Genomic DNA, 22,432 nt, shown 5'->3' on the forward strand with positions numbered 1-22,432 from the left:
GGGAACGCCAGGACGTTCGCCCCGCGCGCTACAAAGACACACGTTCTCTTGAGGTAATGCCATGGAAGAGCAACTCCCCACCACGACTGTGACCTATAAACCCAAGTTACTGCTGGTCGACGATGAGGAGTCGATTCTCAACAGCCTGCGCCGCCTGCTGCGCGGCCAACCCTACGAGGTGCTGCTGGCCACCAGCGGTGCCCAGGCCTTGGCGATCATGGCGCAGCAGCCGATCGATCTGGTGATGAGTGACGCGCGCATGCCCAATATGGATGGCTCGACGTTGTTGGCCCACATCCATCAGCGTTATCCCGACACCCTCCGGATCATGCTGACCGGTTATGCCGATCCGTCGGCCATTATCAAAGCTATCAATGAAGGGCAGATTCATCGTTACATCAGCAAACCCTGGCACGATGAGGAAATGCTGCTGACCTTACGGCAATCACTGGCTTATCAGCATTCCGAGCGTGAACGCTTGCGTCTGGTGCAGGAGACGTGGGATCAGAACGAGAAACTGAAGCTGCTCAATGCCACCCTGGAAAAACACGTCGCGGCCCGTACCAGCGAGCTGCAACAGACCGCCGACATGCTGGACCTGGCCTACGAAGAGCTTAAGCGCAGCTATGTCACCGGCACCGAAGTGTTTTCGTTGCTGGCCAACCTGCGCTTGCCGCCCGCCAAGCAGACCAACCGGCAGATCATCGAACTGATGCGGGTGTACTGCAAACTCTATGGCCTGGACGAAGGCACCAGTCGCGACCTGACCATGGCCGCGGCGCTCTACAACATCGGTAAATTGAGCTGGACCGACAGCATGATGAGCACGCCTTCGGACCTGCTGCACCACAATGATCGCGAGCGCTATCGGGGTTATCCGAAGCAGAGTGAATCGCTGCTGATGACCCTCGATCCGATGAAGGATGCCGCGCGGCTGATCCTGCATCATCAGGAGCGTTGGGATGGCAGCGGTTTTCCCGATCGGCTCAAGGGCGAAGCGATTCCGTTCGGTTCGCGGTTGCTGAAACTGGCGGTGGACTTCATTGAGTTGCAGCGCGGGCTGATCCTTGAACGGCAGATGAACAGCGATGAAGCCCTGGTGTATATCCGCCAATACGCCGGTCGCCTCTACGACCCGGAACTGGTGGTGGATTTCGTTCAGGTCTGCGCCGCTTACCTGAGCGATGTGACGCTGGCCGATCCGACGGTCAAGGTGCTGACCACCCGGGATCTGGTGGCGGGCATGATCCTTGCGCGCAATCTCAATGCCGACAACGGCATGCTGTTGCTCAATGCCGGCAAGGTGTTGAATGGACCGCTGGTGGAGAAGTTGATCGCTTTCGAGGCGATGGAAGGTGCCAAGTACAGCATTTTTGTGAAAGTGCCGGAGGAAGTGGAAGGCGCACTTGTGTAGGAGCGAGCTTGCTCGCGAAAGCGGCGGCACAGTCAACATTGATGTTGTCTGACACACCGCTTTCGCGGGCAAGCCCGCTCCTACAGGGCGCTCGGCAATGCTTTTTTCGGCGTGACGAAGAAGCGGCGCGCATGTGATCCTTGCTGCTTTTACCCAAGGCCAGTCTGATCCATGATGCTTTCATCCGCCGCTTCGCCCCGCCTCATCCGCATTGCTGCTGCCTTGCTGATCGGCCCCGACGGTCGCACCCTGCTGGTCCGCAAGCGCGGCACCCAGGCATTCATGCAGCCGGGGGGCAAGATCGAGGCCCATGAGCAACCGGTCCATGCCCTTGCCCGTGAGCTGGAAGAGGAACTGGGGCTGGTCATCGATCCGGCGCACGCCGCCTACCTGGGGCAATTCTCGGCACCAGCCGCCAATGAGCCGGGTTATGTCGTACAGGCCGAACTCTTTCAGCTGACCATCGATTCGCACGTTTGCCCGGCGTCGGAGATCGAAGAGGTGCGCTGGATCGATCCGGCCACTGACGGCGAAATCACATTGGCGCCATTGACACGGGACCTGATCTTGCCGTTTTATCGAGCCTCACTGATCGAAACTGCCTGATCGTCCAAGGATGGAGAATGCCCATGATCCCGCTTCAAGACTTGCTGATTTTCGCCGCCGCGGCGCTGCTGATGGTGCTCACGCCCGGGCCGAACATGATCTACCTGATCTCTCGTTCAATCTGCCAGGGCCGCAGGGCCGGAGTGACTTCGTTGCTCGGCGTAGTCGCGGGTTTTTTAGTGCACCTGTTCGCGGCCGCCGCGGGTTTGACCGCGGTGTTCGTGGCAGTGCCGGTGGCCTATGAAGTATTGAAGTGGGCCGGCGCGTTGTACCTGTTGTGGCTGGCCTGGCAGGCGGTCAAGCCCGGTGCGCGCTCGCCGTTCGAGGCGCAGCAGTTGCCGGCAGATTCGTCGCGCAAGTTGATCACCATGGGCTTTCTGACCAGCGCTCTGAACCCGAAGATCGCGGTGTTTTATCTGTCGGTGTTTCCGCAGTTCATTACCCCTGAGCATGGTTCGGTGTTCACCCAGAGCATCATCCTCGGCCTGACCCAGATCAGCGTGAGCTTCAGCGTCAACCTGATGATCGCGTTGTTTGCCGCAGGCATCGCGTCCTGGTTCGTCAACAACCCGAACTGGCTGGCGATGCAGCGTTATTTCATGGGCTTCGTGCTGTCCGGACTGGCGGTGCGCTTGATGCTTGAGCAGCGGCGGACGGCCTGAAGATGTGGATTCAACGGCTTGATGCCAGCCATGCCCTGGATTATCGGGCGCTGATGCTTGAGGCCTATGACTTGCATCCTCAGGCGTTCACTTCCAGCGTGCGCGAGCGCGCCGTGATGCCGCTGAGTTGGTGGGAATCGCGCCTGACCCACAAGCTGGACCGGATTCTCGGGGTGTTCGAGGAAGGGAGGCTGGTGGGCATCGTTGGCCTGGCCTTCGAATCTCGGGAAAAGGCCCGACACAAGGCGACGCTGTTTGGCATGTACGTTACAAGCAAGGTGCGACAGCGCGGGCTCGGTTATCAACTGGTTCAGGCCGCGTTGGCTGAAGCGCAGACCCATCAGGGGCTGCGGCTGATCCAGCTGACCGTCACCGCCGGCAACGAAGCCGCCTTCAAGCTGTATCAGCGCTGCGGCTTCGTGCAGTTCGGCCTGGAACCGTTGGCGGTAAGGGTCGGCGAAGACTACTTCGACAAGATCCATATGTGGCGCGAGATCACCCCTGAGCCTTGATCGTTCCCACGCTCTGCGTGGGAACGCAGCCCGGGACGCTCCGCGTCCCTTCCAGAGCCGAACGCGGAGCGTCCGTTGAGGCATTCCTTTGCTGCGCGTGGGAACGATCATCCAAACAGGTCCATCAGCGCACCGCACTAACCCCATCCAGCGTCGAAAACGACGTGTCCTTGGCCGTCAGCAAGAAGTCGCGCATATAAGGCGCATCCAGCATGTCGGCGCGAATCCCGGCGTAGAGCGTCGCAAACAAGCCTTTCTCCCCCAGTCGCTTGGCCTTCACATAACCCCGTGAGCTGTATTCATGCAGCGCCCAATGGGGCATGCCGCACACGCCGCGGCCGCTGGCCACCAGTTGCATCATCATCACCGTCAGTTCCGATGTGCGGACTTGGGCTGGTTCGATGTCGGCCGGCTCCAGGAAGCGGGTGAAGATGTCCAGCCGATCACGCTCCACGGGGTAGGTGATCAAGGTTTCCGTGAGCAAATCCTCGGGCACGATGTACGGCTTGCTCGCCAGGCGATGCTGGTTAGCCACCGCGAGCATGGCTTCGTAAGTGAACAACGGCACGTAAGTGATCCCGACCAGTTCCAGCGGATCGGAGGTCACCACCAGGTCCAGGTCGCCTCGGGCCAGCGCCGGCAGCGGGGCGAAGGAGAAACCCGAGGCCAGGTCCAGTTCGACTTCCGGCCAGGCATCGCGGAACTGGTCGATGGTCGGCATCAGCCACTGAAAGCAACTGTGGCACTCGATCGCCATGTGTAAACGCCCTGCGGTGCCGCCGGCCAGTCGCGCAATGTCACGCTCGGCGCCGCGCAGCAATGGCAGGGTGGCGTCGGCCAGTTGCAGCAGGCGCAAGCCGGCACTGGTGAAGCGCACCGGTTTGGTCTTGCGCACGAACAACGGCATGCCCATGCGCTCTTCCAGTTCTTTGAACTGGTGGGACAGCGCCGACTGGGTCAGGTGCAGGCGATCGGCCGCGTCCACCAGGCTGTCGGCTTCGCGCAAGGCGTGCAGGGTTTTCAGGTGACGGATTTCAAGCACCGGGGGGGCTCCATGAGGAAAACTTATGATCAACACGAAAAGGTTGAGTTTGTCTCATGTTGGGTAGGCTGTCGACAATAGCGCCATGTTTTACAGCATCTTTTATAGAGAGAACTTTCATCATGGCTCAGGCCCACACCCTTGGTTTCCCGCGTATCGGCGCTGACCGCGAACTGAAAAAAGCCCTCGAATCCTACTGGAAGGGCGACCTCGATCAGGACGCATTGAAAAGCGTCGGCCGCCAACTGCGCGCCACCCACTGGCAATTGCAGAAAGACGCCGACATCGACCTGCTGCCTGTGGGCGATTTCGCCTGGTACGACCAGGTACTGACTCATTCTCTGACCTTCGGCGTGATCCCCGAGCGTTTCGACAGTGCCAGGAATGCCAACGGCCTGCCGACGCTGGACACCCTGTTCGCCATGGCCCGTGGTGCTACCGCGGCCTGCTGCGGCGGCGAACATGGCAAGGCGCAATATGCTCAGGAACTGACCAAGTGGTTCGATACCAATTACCACTATCTGGTCCCGGAATTCACCGTTGATCAACAGTTCAAACTGAGCTGGGAACAGTTGTTCGATGAAGTCGAAGAAGCCAAGGCCCTGGGGCACAACGTCAAACCAGTGATCATCGGCCCACTGACTTACCTGTGGCTGGGCAAGGCGAAAGGCAACGACTTCGACAAACTCGACTTGCTCGAACGCCTGCTGCCGATCTACGGCGAAATCCTCGGTCGCCTCGCGGCCCAAGGCGTGGAGTGGGTGCAGATCGACGAACCGATCCTCACCCTCGATCTGCCACAGGCCTGGAAAAATGCCTTCGAGCGCGCTTATCACATCCTCCAATATTCGCCGCTGAAAAAACTCGTGGCGACTTACTTCAGTGGCCTGGAAGACAACCTTGGCCTGGCTGTCAGCCTGCCAGTGCAAGGCTTGCACATCGACGCCGTGCGCGCGCCGGATCAACTTGGCCAAGTGCTGGATCGTCTGCCGACCTACAAGATTCTCTCGGTGGGCCTGGTTAACGGTCGCAACGTTTGGCGCTGCGAACTGGAGCAAGCCCTGGCCCAACTGCAACCAGCCCAGGAGCGCTTTGGCGATAACTTGTGGGTCAGCAGTTCCTGCTCGCTGTTGCACAGCCCGGTGGACCTGGACCGTGAAGACAAACTCGACCCGGAACTGAAAAGCTGGCTGGCGTTTGCCGTGCAGAAGTGCGGTGAAATCGCCGTACTGCGTGATGCCCTCAACGATCCGCAAGCGCCGAAGGTGCAAGCCGCCCTGGCTGAAAGCCGTGCGATTCAGGCCAGCCGCGCCCAATCGCCGCGCATCCATAAAGCCGAAGTACAGACGCGTATCAACGCCATTGGCGCGGCGGACAGCCAACGTCATTCACCATTTACCAAACGCATCGAACAACAAAAGGCACGGCTGAAACTGCCGGCATTCCCGACCACCACCATCGGCTCGTTCCCACAGACCGGTTCGATTCGTCTGGCGCGCCAGGCCTTCAAGCAAGGCAAGCTGTCGGCCAACGATTACACCGATGCCATGCACAGCGAAATCCGCCACGCCGTGCAAATCCAGGAACGCCTGGGCCTGGACGTGCTGGTACACGGTGAGGCCGAGCGCAACGACATGGTCGAGTACTTCGCCGAGCAACTGGACGGCTACCTGTTCACCCGATTCGGCTGGGTCCAGAGCTACGGTTCGCGCTGCGTCAAACCGGCGATCATTTATGGCGACCTGAGCCGTCCGAAGCCAATGACGGTCGACTGGATCACTTATGCGCAGAGCCTGACCGATAAGGTCATGAAAGGCATGCTTACCGGTCCCGTGACCATGCTGATGTGGTCGTTCCCGCGCGAAGACGTCTCGCGCAAAATTCAGGCGCAGCAACTGGCCCTGGCCTTGCGCGATGAAGTGGTGGACCTGGAAAACGCCGGCATCAAAATCGTCCAGATCGACGAAGCCGCGTTCCGCGAAGGGCTGCCGCTACGCCGGGCGCAATGGCAGGAATATCTAGACTGGGCGGTGGAGGCTTTCCGCCTGAGCGCATCCGGCGTGCGGGACGAAACCCAGATCCATACCCACATGTGCTACAGCGAATTCAACGACGTGATCCAGTCCATCGCCGCCATGGACGCCGACGTGATCACCATCGAAACCTCGCGCTCGGACATGGAGTTGCTGGAGGCCTTCGAAGCGTTCGACTACCCGAACGACATCGGTCCGGGCGTCTATGACATCCACTCACCACGGGTGCCGGACACGGCCGAGATGGTGAAGTTGATGAGCAAAGCGGTGAAGCGGATTCCGGCTGAGCGGTTGTGGGTCAATCCGGATTGCGGGTTGAAAACCCGGGCCTGGCCGGAAACCGAGGCGGCGTTGGTGAACATGGTTGCTGCGGCGCGGCAGTTGCGTAGTCAGTTGGCTTAAGGACGCCATCGCGAGCAGGCTCGCTCCCACATTTTGATTGATGTCGGACACAAATCCTGTGGGAGCGAGCCTGCTCGTGATGAACGATAACTCGGTCATGGATATGACCGCTCGGCAATCTTCATCAAACTGTCACGTAACTGTGGCAGCGCGCTTGAACAAACTTCATCAGACTCGCGCTCTACTGGAGTTCTGCGTTTCGGTGTTTTTCATGCGTGCACGATTTTTATCCACAGCGGTCTTTCTGGCTGCTGTGTTGTTCAATTTCCCGTCTCTTGCGGCGTCTCGTTGCGATGTCAATGTTCCGACCGAACGGGTCGATCTGGAGCAGGTGAGCCTGGCCTACCAGAGCATTGGCCGTGCCTCGGACCCGGCGTTGTTGCTGGTGATGGGCCTGGGCGGGCAGTTGATTCACTGGCCGGACGAGGTGGTGGTCGCGTTGTGTCAGCAGGGGTTTCGGGTGATTCGCTATGACAATCGCGATGTGGGCCTGTCGACTTGGCGGCAGACACCTGTCGACGCCAACCTGACCTTTGAAGTGCTGCGCTACAAACTCGGTTTGCCGGTATCGGCGCCGTACACCCTGACCGACATGGCTGACGATGCCTTTGGACTGATGGATGCCTTGCACGTCGAGCAATTCCACGTACTGGGCGCCAGCATGGGCGGGATGATCGCTCAGCATATGGCGGCCATGGCACCGCAGCGTGTCGAGAGCCTGACGTTGCTGATGACCAGCTCGGGTGCCGAGGGCTTGCCGGCGCCGAGTGCGGCGCTGGTGCAGTTACTCGCGCGACGCGGTGCGCCGAATCGCGAAGTGGCGCTGGAGCAACAGGCCGATTTGCTGGCGGCGTTGGGCAGCCCGGCGGTGAGCGATGACCGGCAGGCGTTGTTGCAGCAGGCGGCGCAATCCTATGACCGGGCGTTCAACCCCGAGGGCGTGAAGCGTCAGATCATGGCGATCCTCGCCGAACGGAGCCGCGTGGCGCTGCTCAACCAATTGCGGGTGCCGACGCTGGTGGTTCACGGCACCGCCGATCCGTTGTTGCCGGTGATGCATGGCGTGCACTTGGCGGCGCATATCCGTGGTAGCCAATTGAAGCTGATTCCGGGGCTGGCCCATCGTTTCCAGGAGGCGTTCAAGGCGCCGTTGCTGGCGGCGGTGTTGCCGTATTTGCGGGATCATCGTGAAGACACCTCGCATTGGGCGCAGATTGATCCAGTGGCCGAACACAATCTTCTGTAACACCCAAATCCAATTGTGGGAGTGGGCTCTTGTGGCGAGGGAGCTTGCTCCCGCTGGGCTGTGAAGCAGCCCCGATCCTGCACAGGCTGCTGAGTCTCAGGTAATCCGCATTGACCTGTTTACGACTGCTGCGCAGCCGAGCGGGAGCAAGCTCCCTCGCCACAAAAACGGTGGAGGCTGGTTTACGTTGGAACGAAATTATCCAGCATCCGGTTCACCGCCAGTTCACCCAACATGACGGAGTTCTGGATACCGAGCACGGTGTTGCGCTGCGGGCCGTTCAGCAGCCCCGCGAAATCACTCAACATCACGCTCGCCGCCGCCAGCGATTCGCAGGCGTTGACCAGCAGGGTTTCGTTATCGGCGTCGGGGGCGACGGAGTAAAGGGTGCTGGGTTTGCGTGGGGTGTCTTTGGGAATGACCGGTTTGAGGTAGTAATCGAGAGCGCGGTCGGCGGCTTCGTTGAGCTTTTTGGAGCCTGGGGTTTCGTACGGGGAAACGTCGTCGGTTTCCGGTGGATTTGGAGTGATTTTGAACATTGAACTGGTACTCCTGTTAGTAGAGCTGCAACTCATCTCGCTACTAAACGGAATGGGGAGGCAGCTGTGCGCAAGTTAGTAGACCGGCCTCCAGTCAAAACCGGCGCGCCCGAGGGCACCATGCGCACAGCCACCATCAAGTGCAGGCGAATGCCTGACTGGATGACACTTATGCGACCGGAAAGAAATGCCGGGCTACTAAACCCGATCACTGGGAATCAGTGACACGAACCAAGTTACCGACGGGCCTCCAGGCGCACAAGCCGGCGGATTCTGACTTGGTTGTAGGCGACGGCGCAAGGCACTGTAGCTTTCAGGAAGTAACGCTAAACAGAACTAAACACGCACTCCAGAACACCCCAAAACCTGTGGGAGCGGGCTTGCCCGCGAATGGTTCGACGCGGTGTACTTGAAACATGGCCTTATCGTTCTTCGCGGGCAAGTCGGATCGCCGAACCGCTCGCTCCTACAGAGCGGAGGCGTCAGCCGTGAAGGCGAACCCAAACGCTGACCAACACCGTCGCCGCCATCAACCACGCCACCGCAGCCACCGCCAACGAAGCCTCCAGCCGCATCCGGTCGACCATCACGTACAAGGTCGCCAGGTAGACGAAGTACGGAATGATCGACCACATGCCAAACACGATAGTGGTTTTCAGATCATCCAGCGAGCGTCCTTTGCCGACGATGTAATGGGCGATCAGCGCAAAGGTTGGAAACAGCGGCACCAGGCCTGCGATGTAATAGTTTTTGGTCTTGGCCAGCATGGCGAGGATCACCACCACCGCCGCGCCCAGGGTTGCTTTGAAAATCAGGTCCATCAATGGCTCAACCCATATTTCTTCACTTTGTCGAACAGTGTGGTCTTGGCCATCCCCAATTCCAGACTGGCCTGGGTCAGATTGCCGCCGCTGCGCTGCAAGGCGTCGCTGAGCAGGTTGCGTTCGAAGGCTTCCACCGCTTCGGCGAAGGCCAGGCCCTGATTGCTGCCATTGGTACCGGATTTTTTGAAGGCCGGCAGGCCCAATGCAAAACGCTCGGCGACGTTGCGCAGTTCGCGCACGTTGCCTGGCCAGTCGTGGCTCATCAGGGTCGACAGGGTCTGGTTGTCCAGCTCAGGGGCGGTGCGATCGAAGCGCAGGGATGACTGCTGCAGAAAGTGTTCGAACAATTGCAGGATGTCTTCGCGGCGTTCGCGCAGCGGCGGCAGTTCCAGGGTCACCACGTTCAGGCGGTAATACAGGTCGCTGCGAAACTCGCCGGCCTTGCTCGATTGATCCAGATCGGACTTGGTCGCGGCGATCACCCGGCAATCCACCGCCACGCTCTGGTTCGAGCCGAGGCGTTCGAGGGTGCGTTCCTGCAACACCCGCAGCAGTTTGATCTGCAACGGCAGCGGCATGCTTTCCACTTCATCGAGGAACAGCGTGCCGCCGTCGGCGTGTTCGATCTTGCCGATCCGTCGCTTGCCGGCGCCGGTGAAGGCATTGGCTTCATGACCGAAGATTTCACTTTCGAACAGGTTCTCCGGCAGGCCACCGCAGTTCAGCGCGACGAACTGTTTGGTGTGCCGACGGCTGAAGTCATGCAGGCAGCGCGCGACCAATTCTTTACCGGTTCCGGTCTCGCCTTCGATCAGCACGTTGGCCGAGGTGTCGGCGACGTTGGCAATCAGTTCCCGCAGGTTCTGCATCGCCGGTGAGCGCCCGATGATCCGGCCTTCGAGGGAGTCACGCTCGAACAGTTGTCGACGTAAGGACGAGACTTCCCGCGCCAGGCTGCGTTGCTCCAGCGCGCGGCGGGCGACGTCTACCAAGCGTTCGGGGGAGAAGGGTTTCTCCATGAAGTCATAAGCGCCTTTCTGCATAGCGCCGACGGCCATCGAGATGTCGCCGTGGCCGGTAATCAGCACCACCGGCAGACTGCGATCGCGGGCCTTGAGCCGGGTCAGCAGTTCCAAGCCATCGATGCCCGGCAGGCGGATGTCGCTGATGACGATGCCGGCGAAGTTATCGCCGACCCGCTCCAGCGCTTCTTCGGCGCTGCCGACGCCCACGCAGGGAATGTCTTCCAGGGTCAGCGCCTGTTGGCAACCGAGCAGGACATGGGGATCGTCTTCGACGATCAGCACACTAAGGTCGTTGTTCATATTGGCTCGGCGGGAGTGGGGCTTACCAACGGTAAACTGAGGACGAAGGTGGTACCACCGCTGGCCGGGTGTTCGACACCCAGATGCCCGCCGGTGGCGGCGGCCAGGCTCGCTGAAAGCGTTAGGCCGAGGCCCAGGCCCTGTTCGCCGGGCTTTGTGGTGAAAAACGGTTCGAACAGATGCTTGCGCGCTTCGGCATCGATGCCGTGACCATTATCGCGCACCCGGAGGCGATACTTGCCGTCGAATTCCTCGCCTTCGAGCCACAACTCCGGCTGGGGCTGCGACTGCATGGCGTCGAGCGCGTTGCCGATCAGGTTGACCAGGATCTGCTCCAGGCGGGTCTGGTCGATCAGCACCTGCACGTCTTCGAGGTTGCGGTGTAAGTGCAGTTGCGCGCTTTCCATCCGGCCACCTAGCAATTGCAGGGCGGCGTCTACGGCTTTGCCAAAGCTGGCTTGGCCCTTGTCATCACCGCGCCGGGCGAAGGAGCGCAGGCTGGCGGTGATCCGGCCCATGCGGTCGATCAGTTCATTGATGGTCTTGAGGTTGGTGCTGGCCACATCCAGCTGACCGCGTTCCAGAAAGCGCACGGTATTGCCGGACAAGGTCCGCAAGGCTGCCAGCGGCTGGTTCAATTCGTGGGCGATGCTGGTGGACATCTGGCCGATGGCGGCCAGTTTGCCGGCCTGGATCAGCTCATCCTGAGCGCGGCGCAACGTCTCTTCCGCCTGTCGGCGTTCGCGGATCTGGCCCTTGAGCCGTTCGTTGCTGGCACGCAGGTCGGTGGTGCGTTCGGAAATCCGACGCTCCAGTTGATTGTTAGCTTCCTGCAAGGCTTCCCGCGCCGCGAGGCGAGTGGCGATCACCTTGCGCCGCTCGTTCCAGGCGATCAGCAGAAACGCCACCAGGGCAAACGCCACCGCCACCAGAATCCCCTGATTGATCGCTTCACGTCGCAGGTCTTGCAGGGGCGTGAGCAGGGTGAAATTCCATGGCGTATCGCTCAGCGGCCGGGTTTGCGAGAGGTAGCTGATGTTCTCTTCATCGGACACCAGTTCGCTGTTGGCGGGGAAGGTCAGTTTTTCCTCACCTTCGGCCAGTTTCTCCCGCGCCAGCGGTTGCAGTTCGTTCAGCGGAAACCAGTAGTACTGCAGACTACGGGCGAGTTTTTCCTTGGTTTCGTCGCTCAACGGCACCACTGACTTGAGCCGCCGCGCCGGATCGCTGGAGAGAATGATGATGCCGTTCTCGTCGCTGACGAAGGCTTCCAGGCGTGCTCGTTGCCAGCGTTCTTCCATGGCTTCGAGGCGAACCTTGACCACGGCGACGCCGATGATCTTTCCGTGCTCTTCCAGTCCATGGGCCAGGTAATAGCCGGGTTCGCCACTGGTGCTGCCGATGCCGTAGAAACGCCCCGGCTGACCGCGCACGGCGTTCTGGAAATAAGCGCGGAAGGACAGGTCTTCGCCAAGATAACTGTCGACATCACGCCAGTTGCTGGTGGCCAGTACGCGACCGGTGGTGTCCATCACATAGATGGCCCGACTGCGGCTGCGCCGGTTCAGGCCTTCAAGGTATTCATTGACCGTCTGCCGGAGTTCCGGCGACGGACCTCCCAACAGCTTTGAAACACTGGATTCGAGTTCCAGCAGGCTGGGCAGGTAGGTGTACTTGCTGATCTCGCTCTCGACGGCGCGGGCGTGCAGTTCCAGCTGACGCTGGCCGTTCTCGCTCAGGCTGCGAATTCCGTAGTGTTCACTGACCCAGAAGCCGATGTAACCCAATCCGATCATCAGGGCGATGATCAGCGGCGGCAGGAACAGATGGCGAATCAAACGGGGTTTCACGGCGAGTGATGGCGGCGCGGCGCGATAGAGAGTGGAGTCGCATTTCATCACAGATGCCTTGGGTCAACCACAACACAAATATCCATATACCCACAGGGTCCCTGTGGAGACTGCTGTGTGGTGAGGGAGCAAACCCAATCGGACCTGTAGGAGCCAGGCTTGCCGGCGAAGGCGTCCTTGAGTGCGCCTTCGCCGGCGAGCCTGGCTCCTACGAAAAGCGGTTCACTCCCACACAAGTCCGCTCCCACTTTAGTTGGGGAGCGGTGCCTTTCTTAGTGCTGCAAAATTTTCGCGAGGAAGTGCTGTGTACGTTCGGCACGGGCGTTGATGTCACCGAAGAACTCTTCTTTCTTGCAGTCTTCGATGATCTTGCCCTGATCCATGAAGATTACCCGGTCCGCTACCTTGCGGGCGAAGCCCATTTCGTGGGTCACGCACATCATGGTCATCCCTTCGTGGGCCAGTTGCACCATCACGTCGAGTACTTCGTTGACCATTTCCGGGTCCAGCGCCGAGGTCGGTTCGTCGAACAGCATGACGATCGGGTCCATCGCCAGCGCACGGGCAATCGCCACACGCTGTTGCTGACCGCCGGAGAGTTGGCCCGGGTGCTTTTTGGCGTGGGCGGAGAGGCCGACGCGCTCAAGCAGTTGCAGGGCTTTCTTGCTGGCTTCTTCCTTGCTGCGGCCCAACACCTTGATTTGCGCGATGGTCAGGTTATCGATGATGCTCAGGTGCGGGAACAGTTCGAAATGCTGGAACACCATGCCGACGCGCGAACGCAGTTTTGGCAGGTTGGTCTTCGGGTCGGCGATGGACGTGCCATCGACGATCACATCGCCTTTCTGAAACGGTTCCAGCGCGTTGACGCATTTGATCAGGGTGGATTTGCCGGAACCGGATGGCCCGCACACCACGATCACTTCGCCTTTTTTGACTTCGGTGCTGCAGTCAGTCAGTACCTGGAAGTCGCCATACCACTTGTTGACATTCTTGATAGAGATCATACGGCAAACCTTTTTTGCAGACGCTTGACCAGCTGCGAGGCGGCAAAGCTGATGATGAAGTATGTGAAACCGGCGAAGATCAGGAACTCATTGGAGCGGCCGATGATGTCGCCACTGGCGCGCGAGGCATTGAGGAAATCCACCAGACCCACCGCGTAAACCAGCGAGGTGTCCTGAAACAGGATGATGCTCTGTTGCAGCAGCAGCGGGGTCATCTTGCGGAACGCTTGCGGCAGGATGATCAAACGCATCATCTGGCTGTAAGTCATGCCCATGGCCTGGGCAGCCGCCATCTGGCCCTTGGGAATCGACTGCACGCCGGCCCGGACGATTTCGCAGAAGTACGCCGCTTCGAACATCATGAACGCCACGATGCACGAGGCGAACGCGCCGATCGGGGTGTCTTCCCCAGTGATCCAGCGCAGCACGAATGGCACCGCCAGGTAGAACCAGGTGATGACCAGCAGCAATGGAATCGAACGGAAGTAGTTAACGTAGGCGCCGGCGATGTTCGACAGCAGTTTGCTGTGGGACAGGCGCATCAGTGCCAGGATCGTGCCGAGGATGATCCCGCCGACCACGCCCAAGGCCATCAGTTTGAGGGTCATGACCATGCCGTTCCACAAACCCGGCAAGGACGGAATGATGCCCGTGAAGTCGAATTCCATCATTTACCCCCTACGGAAATCAGGCCCGGTACGGCGACTTTCTTCTCGACCGCGCGCATCAGCAGCATCAGACCCATGTTCAGCGTGAAGTAGATCAGCGTTGCCAGGGTGAAGGCTTCGAACAGGTTGGCGGAGAACTCGGCGGTCTGTTTGGTCTGCGCGAGCAGCTCCATCAGGCCAATCAGCGATGCCACTGACGAGTTCTTGAATACGTTCAGGAATTCCGAGGTAAGCGGCGGAATGATGATGCGATAAGCCTGGGGCAGCAGCACGTTCCAGTAGATCTGCGGCAGCTTGAAACCCATGGCGCGGGCAGCGGATTCCTGGCCGCGAGGCAGCGCCTGGATACCGGTGCGCACTTGTTCGCACACCCGAGCGGTGGTGAACAGACCCAGGCACACGACGACGCTGAGGAAGGCCGAGGTGGTCGGGTTGAGATCCTGCTTGTACCACTCTTGGATGTCCGCAGGCAGCAAATCGGGCACCAGGAAGTACCAGATGAACAGCTGAACCAGCAGCGGCACGTTACGGAAGAGTTCGACGTAGCAGGTCGCGATGCCCGATACGATGCGGTTAGGCACCGTGCGCATGACGCCCAGAATCGAGCCCAGCAGCAGCGCGATAATCCAGGCTGCGATGGCGATGGCGATGGTCCAGCCCAAACCGGAGAGGTACCAGTCGAAATAAATCTCGCTGCCCACGCCGGTGGACTTGAAAAACACGCCCCAGTCCCAGTTGTAATTCATTAGGGTCTCCCCTCGGATTCGTTCGATGTACAAATGCCCGCCTGGGGAAGCTCCGTTCCCGCCCGAACCTTGAAGTTCAGGCACACACGAGCGGCTCGACAGCCACCGGTTCGAGTGTTTCCAGAAATACCAGCAGGGAGTGACAAATCCCTGAAAGGGCGCAGGCCCTCTCAGGGGATAAGGTTAGTCAGAAATCAGGATTTCTTTTCGTCAGCCGCTTTGTCGGTCGGGTTGGCGATCAGGTTCTTGAGCTCGTCGCTCATCGGGAACATCAGGTTCAGGCCTTTTGGCGGGATTGGCTGCATGAACCATTTTTCGTAGATCTTGTTGATCTCGCCGGACTTGTAGGTCGCGATGATGGCGTCGTCGACAGCTTTCTTGAACGGCGCGTCGCCTTTGCGAACCATGCAACCGTAGATTTCATTGGACTGTGCAGTCCCGGTCACGGCCCAATCGGTTGGCTTCTTGGCCTTGGCCATTTCACCGGCCAGCAAGGCGTCGTCCATCATGAAAGCCACTGCGCGGCCGGTTTCCAGCATCTGGAAGGACTCGCCATGGTCTTTGGCGGAGATCACGTTCATGCCCATCTGCTTGTCGGCGTTCATCGACTTGAGGATGCGCTCGGACGTGGTTCCGGCGGTGGTCACGACGTTCTTGCCTTTAAGGTCGGCGAAGTCTTTGTACGGGGAATCTTTCTTGGACAGCAGCTTGGTGCCGATTTCGAAGATGCCGACGGAGAAGTCAACTTGCTGCTGACGTTCGACGTTGTTGGTGGTGGAGCCGCACTCGACGTCCACGGTGCCGTTCTGCACCAGCGGGATACGGGTTTGCGAGGTCACCAGGTTGTATTTGACCTGGAGGTTGGGCATGTCCAGGTCTTTCTTGATGGCTTCAACGATTTTCAGCTGGATATCGTGGGAGTAGCCAACCGGTTTGCCGGAAGCATCCGCGATGTAGGAAAACGGAATGGAAGCGTCACGATGCCCGAGGGTGATGGTGCCGGACTCTTTGATCTTCTTCAGTGTGCCGGTGAGTTCGGCAGCGAAAACTGGAGTGCTAATCAGAGCGGCAGCAATGGCTGCGCCCAGGATATGGGGAACGATGCGCATCAAATTTTCCTCGACATTGTTTTTTTTATGGAGCCAGTTCATCGGCCTTTTGGTGCTTCGAATGCCTGACGGCTCCTGAAGTGTTGGCACAACAGGCATTCGTCCAAGAGTGTAGAGCATGACTCGTGCCAGGCTAGGCGGTATAGATCAAATTGTTGATTTATAAGGATATTAAATATTTATGGAGTGTTTTTTTTGCACTGAACAATCCGGTTAACCGAATCGACTGGCAAGTCGCGTTCGGAAAACCGAATGAATCACACCTCAATCTGTAGGAGCGAGGTTTGCCCGCGAATGGATCACTGCGGTCTGCCTGGAGCACCGCGTTATCGTTCTTCGCGGGCAAGCCTCGCTCCTACAGTTTCGCGGGTTATGAAAAAGCCCCTGAATCGTGAGATTCAGGGGCTTCGTTTCAACCGGATTCCCGATCAGGCCGCTTCGATCTTGCTGCGGTTCTGTTCGACCTTGTTCAGGTAATCCTTGAGCTTTTGCTGTTCCGCCGGGGTGGTGAACAGCCCAAGCTTGCTGCGGCGCCACAGAATGTCGTGGGCGGTGGTCGCCCATTCTTCGCTGCACAGATAATCGACTTCGCGGGTGTAGAGGCCGCCGCCGATGTGTTCGCCCAGGTCACTGAGGTTTTGCACGCCTTCGAGCATGCGCCAGGTGCGGCTGCCGTAAGTGGTGGCCCAGCGTCGGGCTATTTCGGTGGGCACCCAGTCGAACTGGTCGCGGATCCGCGAGCTCAAGGCCTGCGGGGTGGTCATGTCTTCACCGCCGGGCAGGGTGGCACTGGCGGTCCAGCTTGGTTTGATGTGGGTGAAGTACGGGGCCAGTTGCGCCAGTGCCGACTCGGCCAGTTTGCGGTAAGTCGTCAGTTTGCCGCCGAACACCGATAGCAGCGGCGCTTCTTCGCCACTGCCCGACAACGCCAATGTGTAATCGCGGGTGACGGCCGACGGGTTGTCGGATTCGTCGTTGCACAGCGGACGAACGCCGGAGTAGCTGTGCAGGATGTCGTCGCGGTTGAGTTGCTTCTTGAAATGGGCGTTGACCACTTTGAGCAGGTAATCGGTTTCGCCTTCAGTGATCGCAACTGCAGCCGGGTCGCCGGTGTACTCGCGGTCGGTGGTGCCGATCAGGGTGAAGTGGTTCAGGTACGGAATGGTGAACACGATACGCTGATCTTCGTTTTGCAGAATGTGCGCATGTTCGCCTTCGTACAGTTTTGGCACGATCAGGTGGCTGCCCTGGATCAGACGGATGCCGTATGGCGACTCCATCTTCAGGTCGTCACGAATGAACTGGGCGACCCATGGGCCTGCAGCGTTGACCAGTGCCTTGGCGTGGATCGAAAACAGACTGCCATCGGCGCGTTCAAGGTGCAGATCCCACAGGCCCTTGGTGCGACGGGCACTGACGCAACGGGTTTGGGTATGGACGTGAGCGCCTTTCTCGCGGGCGGCCATGGCGTTGAGTACGACCAGGCGTGCGTCATCGACCCAGCAATCGGAATATTCGAAGCCTTTGGTGATTTCGCTTTTCAGCGGGCTGTCCGGGCCGAACTTCAGGCTTTTCGAGCCTTCGAGTTTTTCCCGTTTGCCGAGGTGATCATAAAGGAACAGGCCGGCGCGGATCATCCAGGCCGGACGCAGGTGCGGGCGGTGCGGCAGCACGAAACGCATTTGCTTGACGATGTGCGGCGCCTTGGCCAGCAGCACTTCGCGTTCGGCGAGGGCTTCGCGCACCAGGCGGAATTCGTAATGTTCGAGGTAGCGCAGGCCGCCGTGGATCAGCTTGCTGCTGGCAGACGAGGTGTGGCTGGCCAGGTCATCCTTTTCGCAAAGGAATACCGAAAGACCGCGACCGGCGGCATCCGCTGCGATTCCCACGCCATTGATCCCACCACCAATGACGGCGATATCGTAGACCTCGGCGAGAGGGGGCGTAGGCAAGGTAGAAGTGGGCATCGGCTGGCCTCGGGCTTTTTAATTTCTATATTTGAATTCGAACATTAATGTTCATTTGCGAAAATATTAGCCCATAAAGACGCCCGCAGCCAGTGAGCTTCGATTGAAAATACTGATCGAAGGGCCGTTAAAGGAAAATTTACGAACATCGATGTACAGGTCATTCCCACGCTCTGCGTGGGAATGCATCAATAGAAGCTCTGCGTCGGCGTTGAGGCGGGACGCGGCGTCCCAGGCGGCATTCCCACGCGGAGCGTGGGAACGATCTGTACGAAGGGGGTTAAACCACTTCCAACCGAATCTTGTGCTGGCTCAACAACTGCCCCAAGGCCGGCGAAGGCTGCTGATCGGTGACCAGGCAGTCGATCAGGCTGATCGGCCCCAGACGAATCATGGCATTGCGCCCAAATTTGCTGGAGTCGGCTGCCAGAATCACCTGCCGGGCATTGGCGATGATCGCTTGGGATACCCGCACTTCCTGATAGTCGAAGTCCAGCAGGCTACCGTCTTCATCGATGCCGCTGATGCCGACCAAGGCGAAGTCGACCTTGAACTGGTTAATGAAGTCGACACTCGCCTGACCGACCACGCCCCCGTCACGCCGCACGTTGCCACCCGTCAGCAGCACGTCGAAATCGTCCTTGGCGCTGAGCATCGAGGCCACATGCAGGTTGTTGGTGATGATCTTCAGGTGGTTGTGGTTGAGCAACGCCCGAGCGATGGATTCGGTGGTGGTGCCGATGTTGATGAACAGTGAGGCGTGATCGGGAATCTGAGCGGCAATGGCTTCGCCGATGCGCTGCTTTTCATCGCGCATCTGATCGGCGCGCATGGCGTAGGCGGTATTTTCGACACTGGAGTCGTAGGCTGCGCCGCCGTGGTAGCGACGCAGCAGATTCACTTCCGCCAGTTGATTGATATCGCGGCGGATGGTTTGCGGTGTAACGACGAACAGCTGAGCCATTTCCTCGATGCTGACATAGCCGCGCTCGCGGACCAGTTCGAGGATTTGCTGCTGACGGGGAGGCAGATTCATGGGGCTTCCTTTGGGCTGCCATGCAAAATTTGCCCATGATGCCGCAGGAATCCGCTCCCTACCAGTTACAACCAGATACGAGTCCGGTCCTCGGCTTATTCAGCACCCTCGTGCGGTTCCCAGTCGCGGGTGCGGCTGACGGCTTTTTTCCAGCCCGCGTAGAGTTTCTCCTTCGCGGTTTCGTCCAGCGTCGGTTCGAATTCGCGCTCGATCACTGCCTTGCCGCGCAACTCGTCCAGGCTGCCCCAGAAACCACAAGCCAGACCCGCCAGGTAAGCCGCGCCCAACGCTGTCGTTTCGCGCATTTGCGGACGCTCGACCTGAGTGCCGAGGATGTCGGCCTGGAACTGCATCAGGAAGTTGTTCGCGACTGCGCCGCCGTCCACCCGCAGGGACTTGAGGCGTTCGCCGGAATCCTGCTGCATGGCGTCCAGAACGTCGCGGGTCTGGTAGGCAATCGACTCCAGCGCAGCACGAATAATGTGATCCACGCGTACGCCGCGAGTCAGGCCGAACAGTGCGCCACGGGCATACGGGTCCCAGTACGGAGCGCCCAGGCCGGTGAAGGCCGGCACCAGATACACACCATTGCTGTCCTTGACCTTGTTGGCGAAGTATTCGGTGTCGTGGGCGTCGTTGATGATTTTCAACTCGTCACGCAGCCACTGCACGGTGGAGCCGCCGTTGAACACCGCGCCTTCCAGGGCGTAGGCCACTTCGCCGCGCGGGCCGCAAGCGATGGTGGTGAGCATGCCGTGTTTGGATTTCACTGCTTTGTCGCCGGTGTTCATCAACAGGAAGCAACCGGTGCCGTAGGTATTTTTCGCCTGGCCTGGCTCGACGCACATCTGGCCGAAGAGGGCCGCCTGCTGGTCGCCGGCGATACCGCCAATGGCGATGCCGCTTTTGGTATGGCCGTAGATTTCGGATGAGGATTTAACCTCCGGCAGCATCTCGCGCGGGATGTCGAGGACTTCCAGCATCTTCGCGTCCCACTCCAGCGTGTGGATGTTGAAGAGCATGGTGCGTGAGGCGTTGGTGTAGTCGGTGACGTGCACCTTGCCGCCGGTAAATTTCCAGATCAGCCAGCTATCGACGGTGCCGAACAGCAGTTCACCCTTGCGCGCGCGCTCGCGGCTGCCTTCGACGTTGTCGAGGATCCACTTGAGTTTGGTGCCGGAGAAGTATGGGTCGGTAACCAGGCCAGTGGTGTCGCTGATGTATTGCTCGTGGCCATCGCGCTTGAGCTGCTGGCAGATTTCGGTGCTGCGGCGGCACTGCCAGACGATCGCATTGTAGATCGGGCGGCCGGTGGTCTTGTCCCAGACCACAGTGGTTTCGCGCTGGTTGGTGATGCCGATGGCCGCGACCTGGTCGTGATGCAGGCCGGCTTGAGCCAGGGCCTCGACCATCACGGCGCTTTGGGTGGCGAAGATTTCCATCGGGTCATGTTCGACCCAGCCGGCTTGCGGGTAATGCTGTGCGAATTCGCGCTGGGCGGTGCAGACCACATTCGCGTCACGGTCGAAAATGATCGCGCGGGAGCTGGTCGTACCCTGATCGAGGGCAATGATGTAGTTCTTATTCTGAATGTCGGTCATGTCGATTGCCTTGGACGAAAATTAGGAAGTGAGGTCAGGCGCGAGACCACATGGGCAGGATCACGCGCCAACGGTTTCAAGACGTTCTTGGTTTGCCGTCAATGGCTGGTGTTGCCTCCTTTGTAGCAGGTATGGCGCTGGGCAGATGACGGGCAATCAGCCCGCGATAAGCTGCGGCACCGAGGCAGGCACCAACAATCGGTGCAAAAATCGGGATCAGGAAGTACGGGATATCGCGCCCGCCAGTGAAGGAAATTTCACCCCAGCCTGCGAAGAAAGTCATCAGTTTTGGACCGAAATCACGCGCCGGGTTCATCGCGAAACCGGTCAGCGGGCCCATCGAGCTGCCAATCACGGCAATCAGCAGGCCGATCAGCAGCGGCGCCAGCGGCCCTTTGGGCAGACCATTGTTGTCGTCGGTCAGCGACATGATCACGCCCATCAGGATAGCGGTGATGATCACTTCAACCAAAAAGGCCTGGGCTGTGGCCAGGGCAGGGTTCGGGAAAGTGGAGAACACCGAAGCCAGCTCAAGGCTGGCCTCGGTGCCACGAACCATTTGGTGAGTTTGTTCGAAATCGAAGAAAAGATTGCTGTACAGCGTGTAAACCAACAATGCCCCGCAGAAGGCGCCAGCCACCTGGGAGAGGATATAGAAAGGCAGTTTGCGCTTTTCGAAGTCAGCGAAAATGCTTAGCGCGATACTCACGGCAGGATTGAGGTGCGCGCCGGAAACGCCGGCGGTGAGGTAGATCGCCATGCTGACGCCAACCCCCCAGATGATGCTGATTTCCCACAGTCCGAAGCTGGCACCCGCCACCTTGAGCGCGGCAACGCAGCCGGTACCGAAAAAGATTAGCAGTGCAGTACCCAGAAACTCGGCCATACATTGGCTCGAGAGCGACGGTTGTTGTAAAGCAGTTGTCATTGAAAACCTCTTTTTTGTTGTTGTCTGGCGCTTGTTCATCTAAGTCAAAGCGCGATTTCCACCAAGGCAAGGATCCCCATCCTGTGCTCGGCTTACTGCTGGGGTGCTGCGGTGAGACATTCGTGCAGTATTCAGATTCGAAAAAATATAGACAAGAAACGCTGCTGTCAAAGGTCGAAAGTGAACTGTTGGTCACATTTAAACTATTAGTCTCGTGAATGACCGCGTCGTTCATCAGGCCGACCGACCGTGGACGAGTGGCAGAGGGGCTCGGCCAAGCCTTTGAAATGGCGCTGCAATCGAGCCTTTTATCGATCAATGGCCTAGAATCCTGCGCAGTATTTTTCTTCTGCCGCCAAGCTTGGAGCTGCTATGACCCCCGCATTGGATTTGTTGAAAAAAGTTCGTGCCGAACATCGCGTGCACAGTTACGAACATGATCCGAAGGCCGTGTCCTATGGTCTGGAGGCCGCGGAAAAACTGGGATTGGACCCGGCTCAGGTGTTCAAGACATTGCTGGCGGCCAGCGAAAAGGGAGAATTGTTGGTGGCGGTGGTACCGGTCGTCGGAAGTCTGGACTTGAAGGCGCTGGCGCATACCGCTGGGGTGAAAAAAGTCGAAATGGCTGATCCTGCCGCCGCGCAACGTTCGACGGGGTATCTGTTAGGCGGCATCAGTCCGCTCGGGCAGAAAAAGCGCCTGCGTACCTTTATTGACAGTTCAGCTCAGCCTTTTTCCAGCATCTTCGTCAGCGCCGGACGGCGCGGTCTGGAAGTTGAACTGGCGCCCGCCGTGTTGGCCGAACACACCCAGGCGAAGTTCGCCGATATCGGTCGCGCCTGAGTAGAAGGTCTCGGGCGTTCAGCCCGGCACTGTATGGTGGAAATTGATTGGTTCTGTCACTGGTGAAGGGCT

Annotated in this window: 20 protein-coding genes; 7 read left to right on the forward strand and 13 right to left on the reverse strand. The window is 59.2% G+C overall.

The annotated features are described in order from the left end of the window. Positions 1-61 precede the first annotated feature (61 nt). The 4 genes from CKW20_RS01330 (at position 62) to CKW20_RS01345 (ending at position 3,194) form a co-directional block, all read left to right on the forward strand. Complete coding sequence (locus tag CKW20_RS01330; protein ID WP_095051329.1) at positions 62-1,414, forward strand: HD domain-containing phosphohydrolase; 1,353 nt, start codon at positions 62-64, stop codon at positions 1,412-1,414. Between the two features lie 171 nt (positions 1,415-1,585). Further along, a complete protein-coding gene (locus CKW20_RS01335) occupies positions 1,586-2,020 on the forward strand; it encodes an NUDIX domain-containing protein (RefSeq protein ID WP_095051330.1) in 435 nt (144 codons plus the stop codon). A 23-nt stretch (positions 2,021-2,043) separates the two neighbouring features. Continuing rightward, positions 2,044-2,682 (forward strand): LysE family translocator, encoded by a 639-nt coding sequence (locus tag CKW20_RS01340; protein ID WP_095051331.1) that lies wholly within the window; start codon positions 2,044-2,046, stop codon positions 2,680-2,682. 2 nt (positions 2,683-2,684) lie between these two features. Then, on the forward strand, positions 2,685-3,194 hold the full coding sequence (locus CKW20_RS01345; RefSeq protein ID WP_095051332.1) for a GNAT family N-acetyltransferase: 510 nt from the start codon (positions 2,685-2,687) through the stop codon (positions 3,192-3,194). A gap of 124 nt (positions 3,195-3,318) precedes the next feature. On the opposite strand, the gene metR is transcribed toward CKW20_RS01345, so the two are convergent. After that, entirely contained in the window at positions 3,319-4,236 is a 918-nt protein-coding gene (metR, locus tag CKW20_RS01350) for a transcriptional regulator MetR (RefSeq protein ID WP_007898547.1), read from the reverse strand. 122 nt (positions 4,237-4,358) lie between these two features. On the opposite strand from metR, the gene metE reads away from it, so the two are divergent. Both metE and CKW20_RS01360 read left to right on the forward strand, forming a co-directional pair. Continuing rightward, a complete protein-coding gene (metE, locus tag CKW20_RS01355; RefSeq protein ID WP_095051333.1) occupies positions 4,359-6,671 on the forward strand; it encodes a 5-methyltetrahydropteroyltriglutamate--homocysteine S-methyltransferase in 2,313 nt (770 codons plus the stop codon). Positions 6,672-6,882: 211 nt separating this feature from the next. Next, positions 6,883-7,917: an alpha/beta fold hydrolase gene (locus CKW20_RS01360; RefSeq protein ID WP_095051334.1), complete on the forward strand. Its 1,035-nt coding sequence runs from the start codon at positions 6,883-6,885 to the stop codon at positions 7,915-7,917. Positions 7,918-8,099: 182 nt separating this feature from the next. Here CKW20_RS01360 and CKW20_RS01365 read toward each other — a convergent pair whose 3' ends face one another. The 12 genes from CKW20_RS01365 to CKW20_RS01420 form a co-directional block, all read right to left on the reverse strand. After that, entirely contained in the window at positions 8,100-8,456 is a 357-nt protein-coding gene (locus CKW20_RS01365; protein ID WP_095051335.1) for a DUF6124 family protein, read from the reverse strand. A 482-nt stretch (positions 8,457-8,938) separates the two neighbouring features. Continuing rightward, on the reverse strand, positions 8,939-9,268 hold the full coding sequence (locus CKW20_RS01370) for a GlpM family protein (RefSeq protein WP_176466865.1): 330 nt from the start codon (positions 9,266-9,268) through the stop codon (positions 8,939-8,941). An 8-nt stretch (positions 9,269-9,276) separates the two neighbouring features. Next, positions 9,277-10,605, reverse strand: a complete 1,329-nt coding sequence (locus tag CKW20_RS01375) for a sigma-54 dependent transcriptional regulator (RefSeq protein WP_095051336.1) — start codon at positions 10,603-10,605, stop codon at positions 9,277-9,279. Further along, positions 10,602-12,503, reverse strand: a complete 1,902-nt coding sequence (locus CKW20_RS01380; RefSeq protein ID WP_095051337.1) for a sensor histidine kinase — start codon at positions 12,501-12,503, stop codon at positions 10,602-10,604. Before CKW20_RS01380 ends, CKW20_RS01375 begins: the two co-directional genes overlap by 4 nt. A gap of 224 nt (positions 12,504-12,727) precedes the next feature. After that, a complete protein-coding gene (locus CKW20_RS01385; RefSeq protein ID WP_095051338.1) occupies positions 12,728-13,462 on the reverse strand; it encodes an amino acid ABC transporter ATP-binding protein in 735 nt (244 codons plus the stop codon). Continuing rightward, a complete protein-coding gene (locus CKW20_RS01390) occupies positions 13,459-14,130 on the reverse strand; it encodes an amino acid ABC transporter permease (protein ID WP_095051339.1) in 672 nt (223 codons plus the stop codon). Before CKW20_RS01390 ends, CKW20_RS01385 begins: the two co-directional genes overlap by 4 nt. Further along, positions 14,130-14,876 (reverse strand): amino acid ABC transporter permease, encoded by a 747-nt coding sequence (locus tag CKW20_RS01395; RefSeq protein ID WP_095051340.1) that lies wholly within the window; start codon positions 14,874-14,876, stop codon positions 14,130-14,132. Before CKW20_RS01395 ends, CKW20_RS01390 begins: the two co-directional genes overlap by 1 nt. A gap of 194 nt (positions 14,877-15,070) precedes the next feature. Next, positions 15,071-15,985, reverse strand: coding sequence for a glutamate/aspartate ABC transporter substrate-binding protein (locus CKW20_RS01400; protein ID WP_095052235.1), 915 nt, complete (start codon positions 15,983-15,985; stop codon positions 15,071-15,073). A 428-nt stretch (positions 15,986-16,413) separates the two neighbouring features. Continuing rightward, positions 16,414-17,952: a glycerol-3-phosphate dehydrogenase gene (gene glpD / locus CKW20_RS01405; RefSeq protein WP_095051341.1), complete on the reverse strand. Its 1,539-nt coding sequence runs from the start codon at positions 17,950-17,952 to the stop codon at positions 16,414-16,416. Positions 17,953-18,232: 280 nt separating this feature from the next. Next, positions 18,233-18,988, reverse strand: coding sequence for a DeoR/GlpR family transcriptional regulator (locus tag CKW20_RS01410; protein ID WP_095051342.1), 756 nt, complete (start codon positions 18,986-18,988; stop codon positions 18,233-18,235). Between the two features lie 95 nt (positions 18,989-19,083). Continuing rightward, positions 19,084-20,589 carry a glycerol kinase GlpK gene (gene glpK, locus CKW20_RS01415; RefSeq protein WP_008009318.1) on the reverse strand — a complete coding sequence of 502 codons (1,506 nt, stop codon included), beginning with the start codon at positions 20,587-20,589 and terminating at the stop codon, positions 19,084-19,086. Between the two features lie 76 nt (positions 20,590-20,665). Continuing rightward, a complete protein-coding gene (locus tag CKW20_RS01420; RefSeq protein ID WP_095051343.1) occupies positions 20,666-21,517 on the reverse strand; it encodes an MIP/aquaporin family protein in 852 nt (283 codons plus the stop codon). 372 nt (positions 21,518-21,889) lie between these two features. On the opposite strand from CKW20_RS01420, the gene ybaK reads away from it, so the two are divergent. Beyond that, positions 21,890-22,360, forward strand: a complete 471-nt coding sequence (gene ybaK / locus CKW20_RS01425; protein WP_095051344.1) for a Cys-tRNA(Pro) deacylase — start codon at positions 21,890-21,892, stop codon at positions 22,358-22,360. The last annotated feature ends 72 nt before the right edge of the window (positions 22,361-22,432 follow it).

Origin of the sequence: Pseudomonas sp. Irchel s3b2 (assembly GCF_900187445.1) — a bacterium.
Lineage (GTDB): Bacteria > Pseudomonadota > Gammaproteobacteria > Pseudomonadales > Pseudomonadaceae > Aquipseudomonas.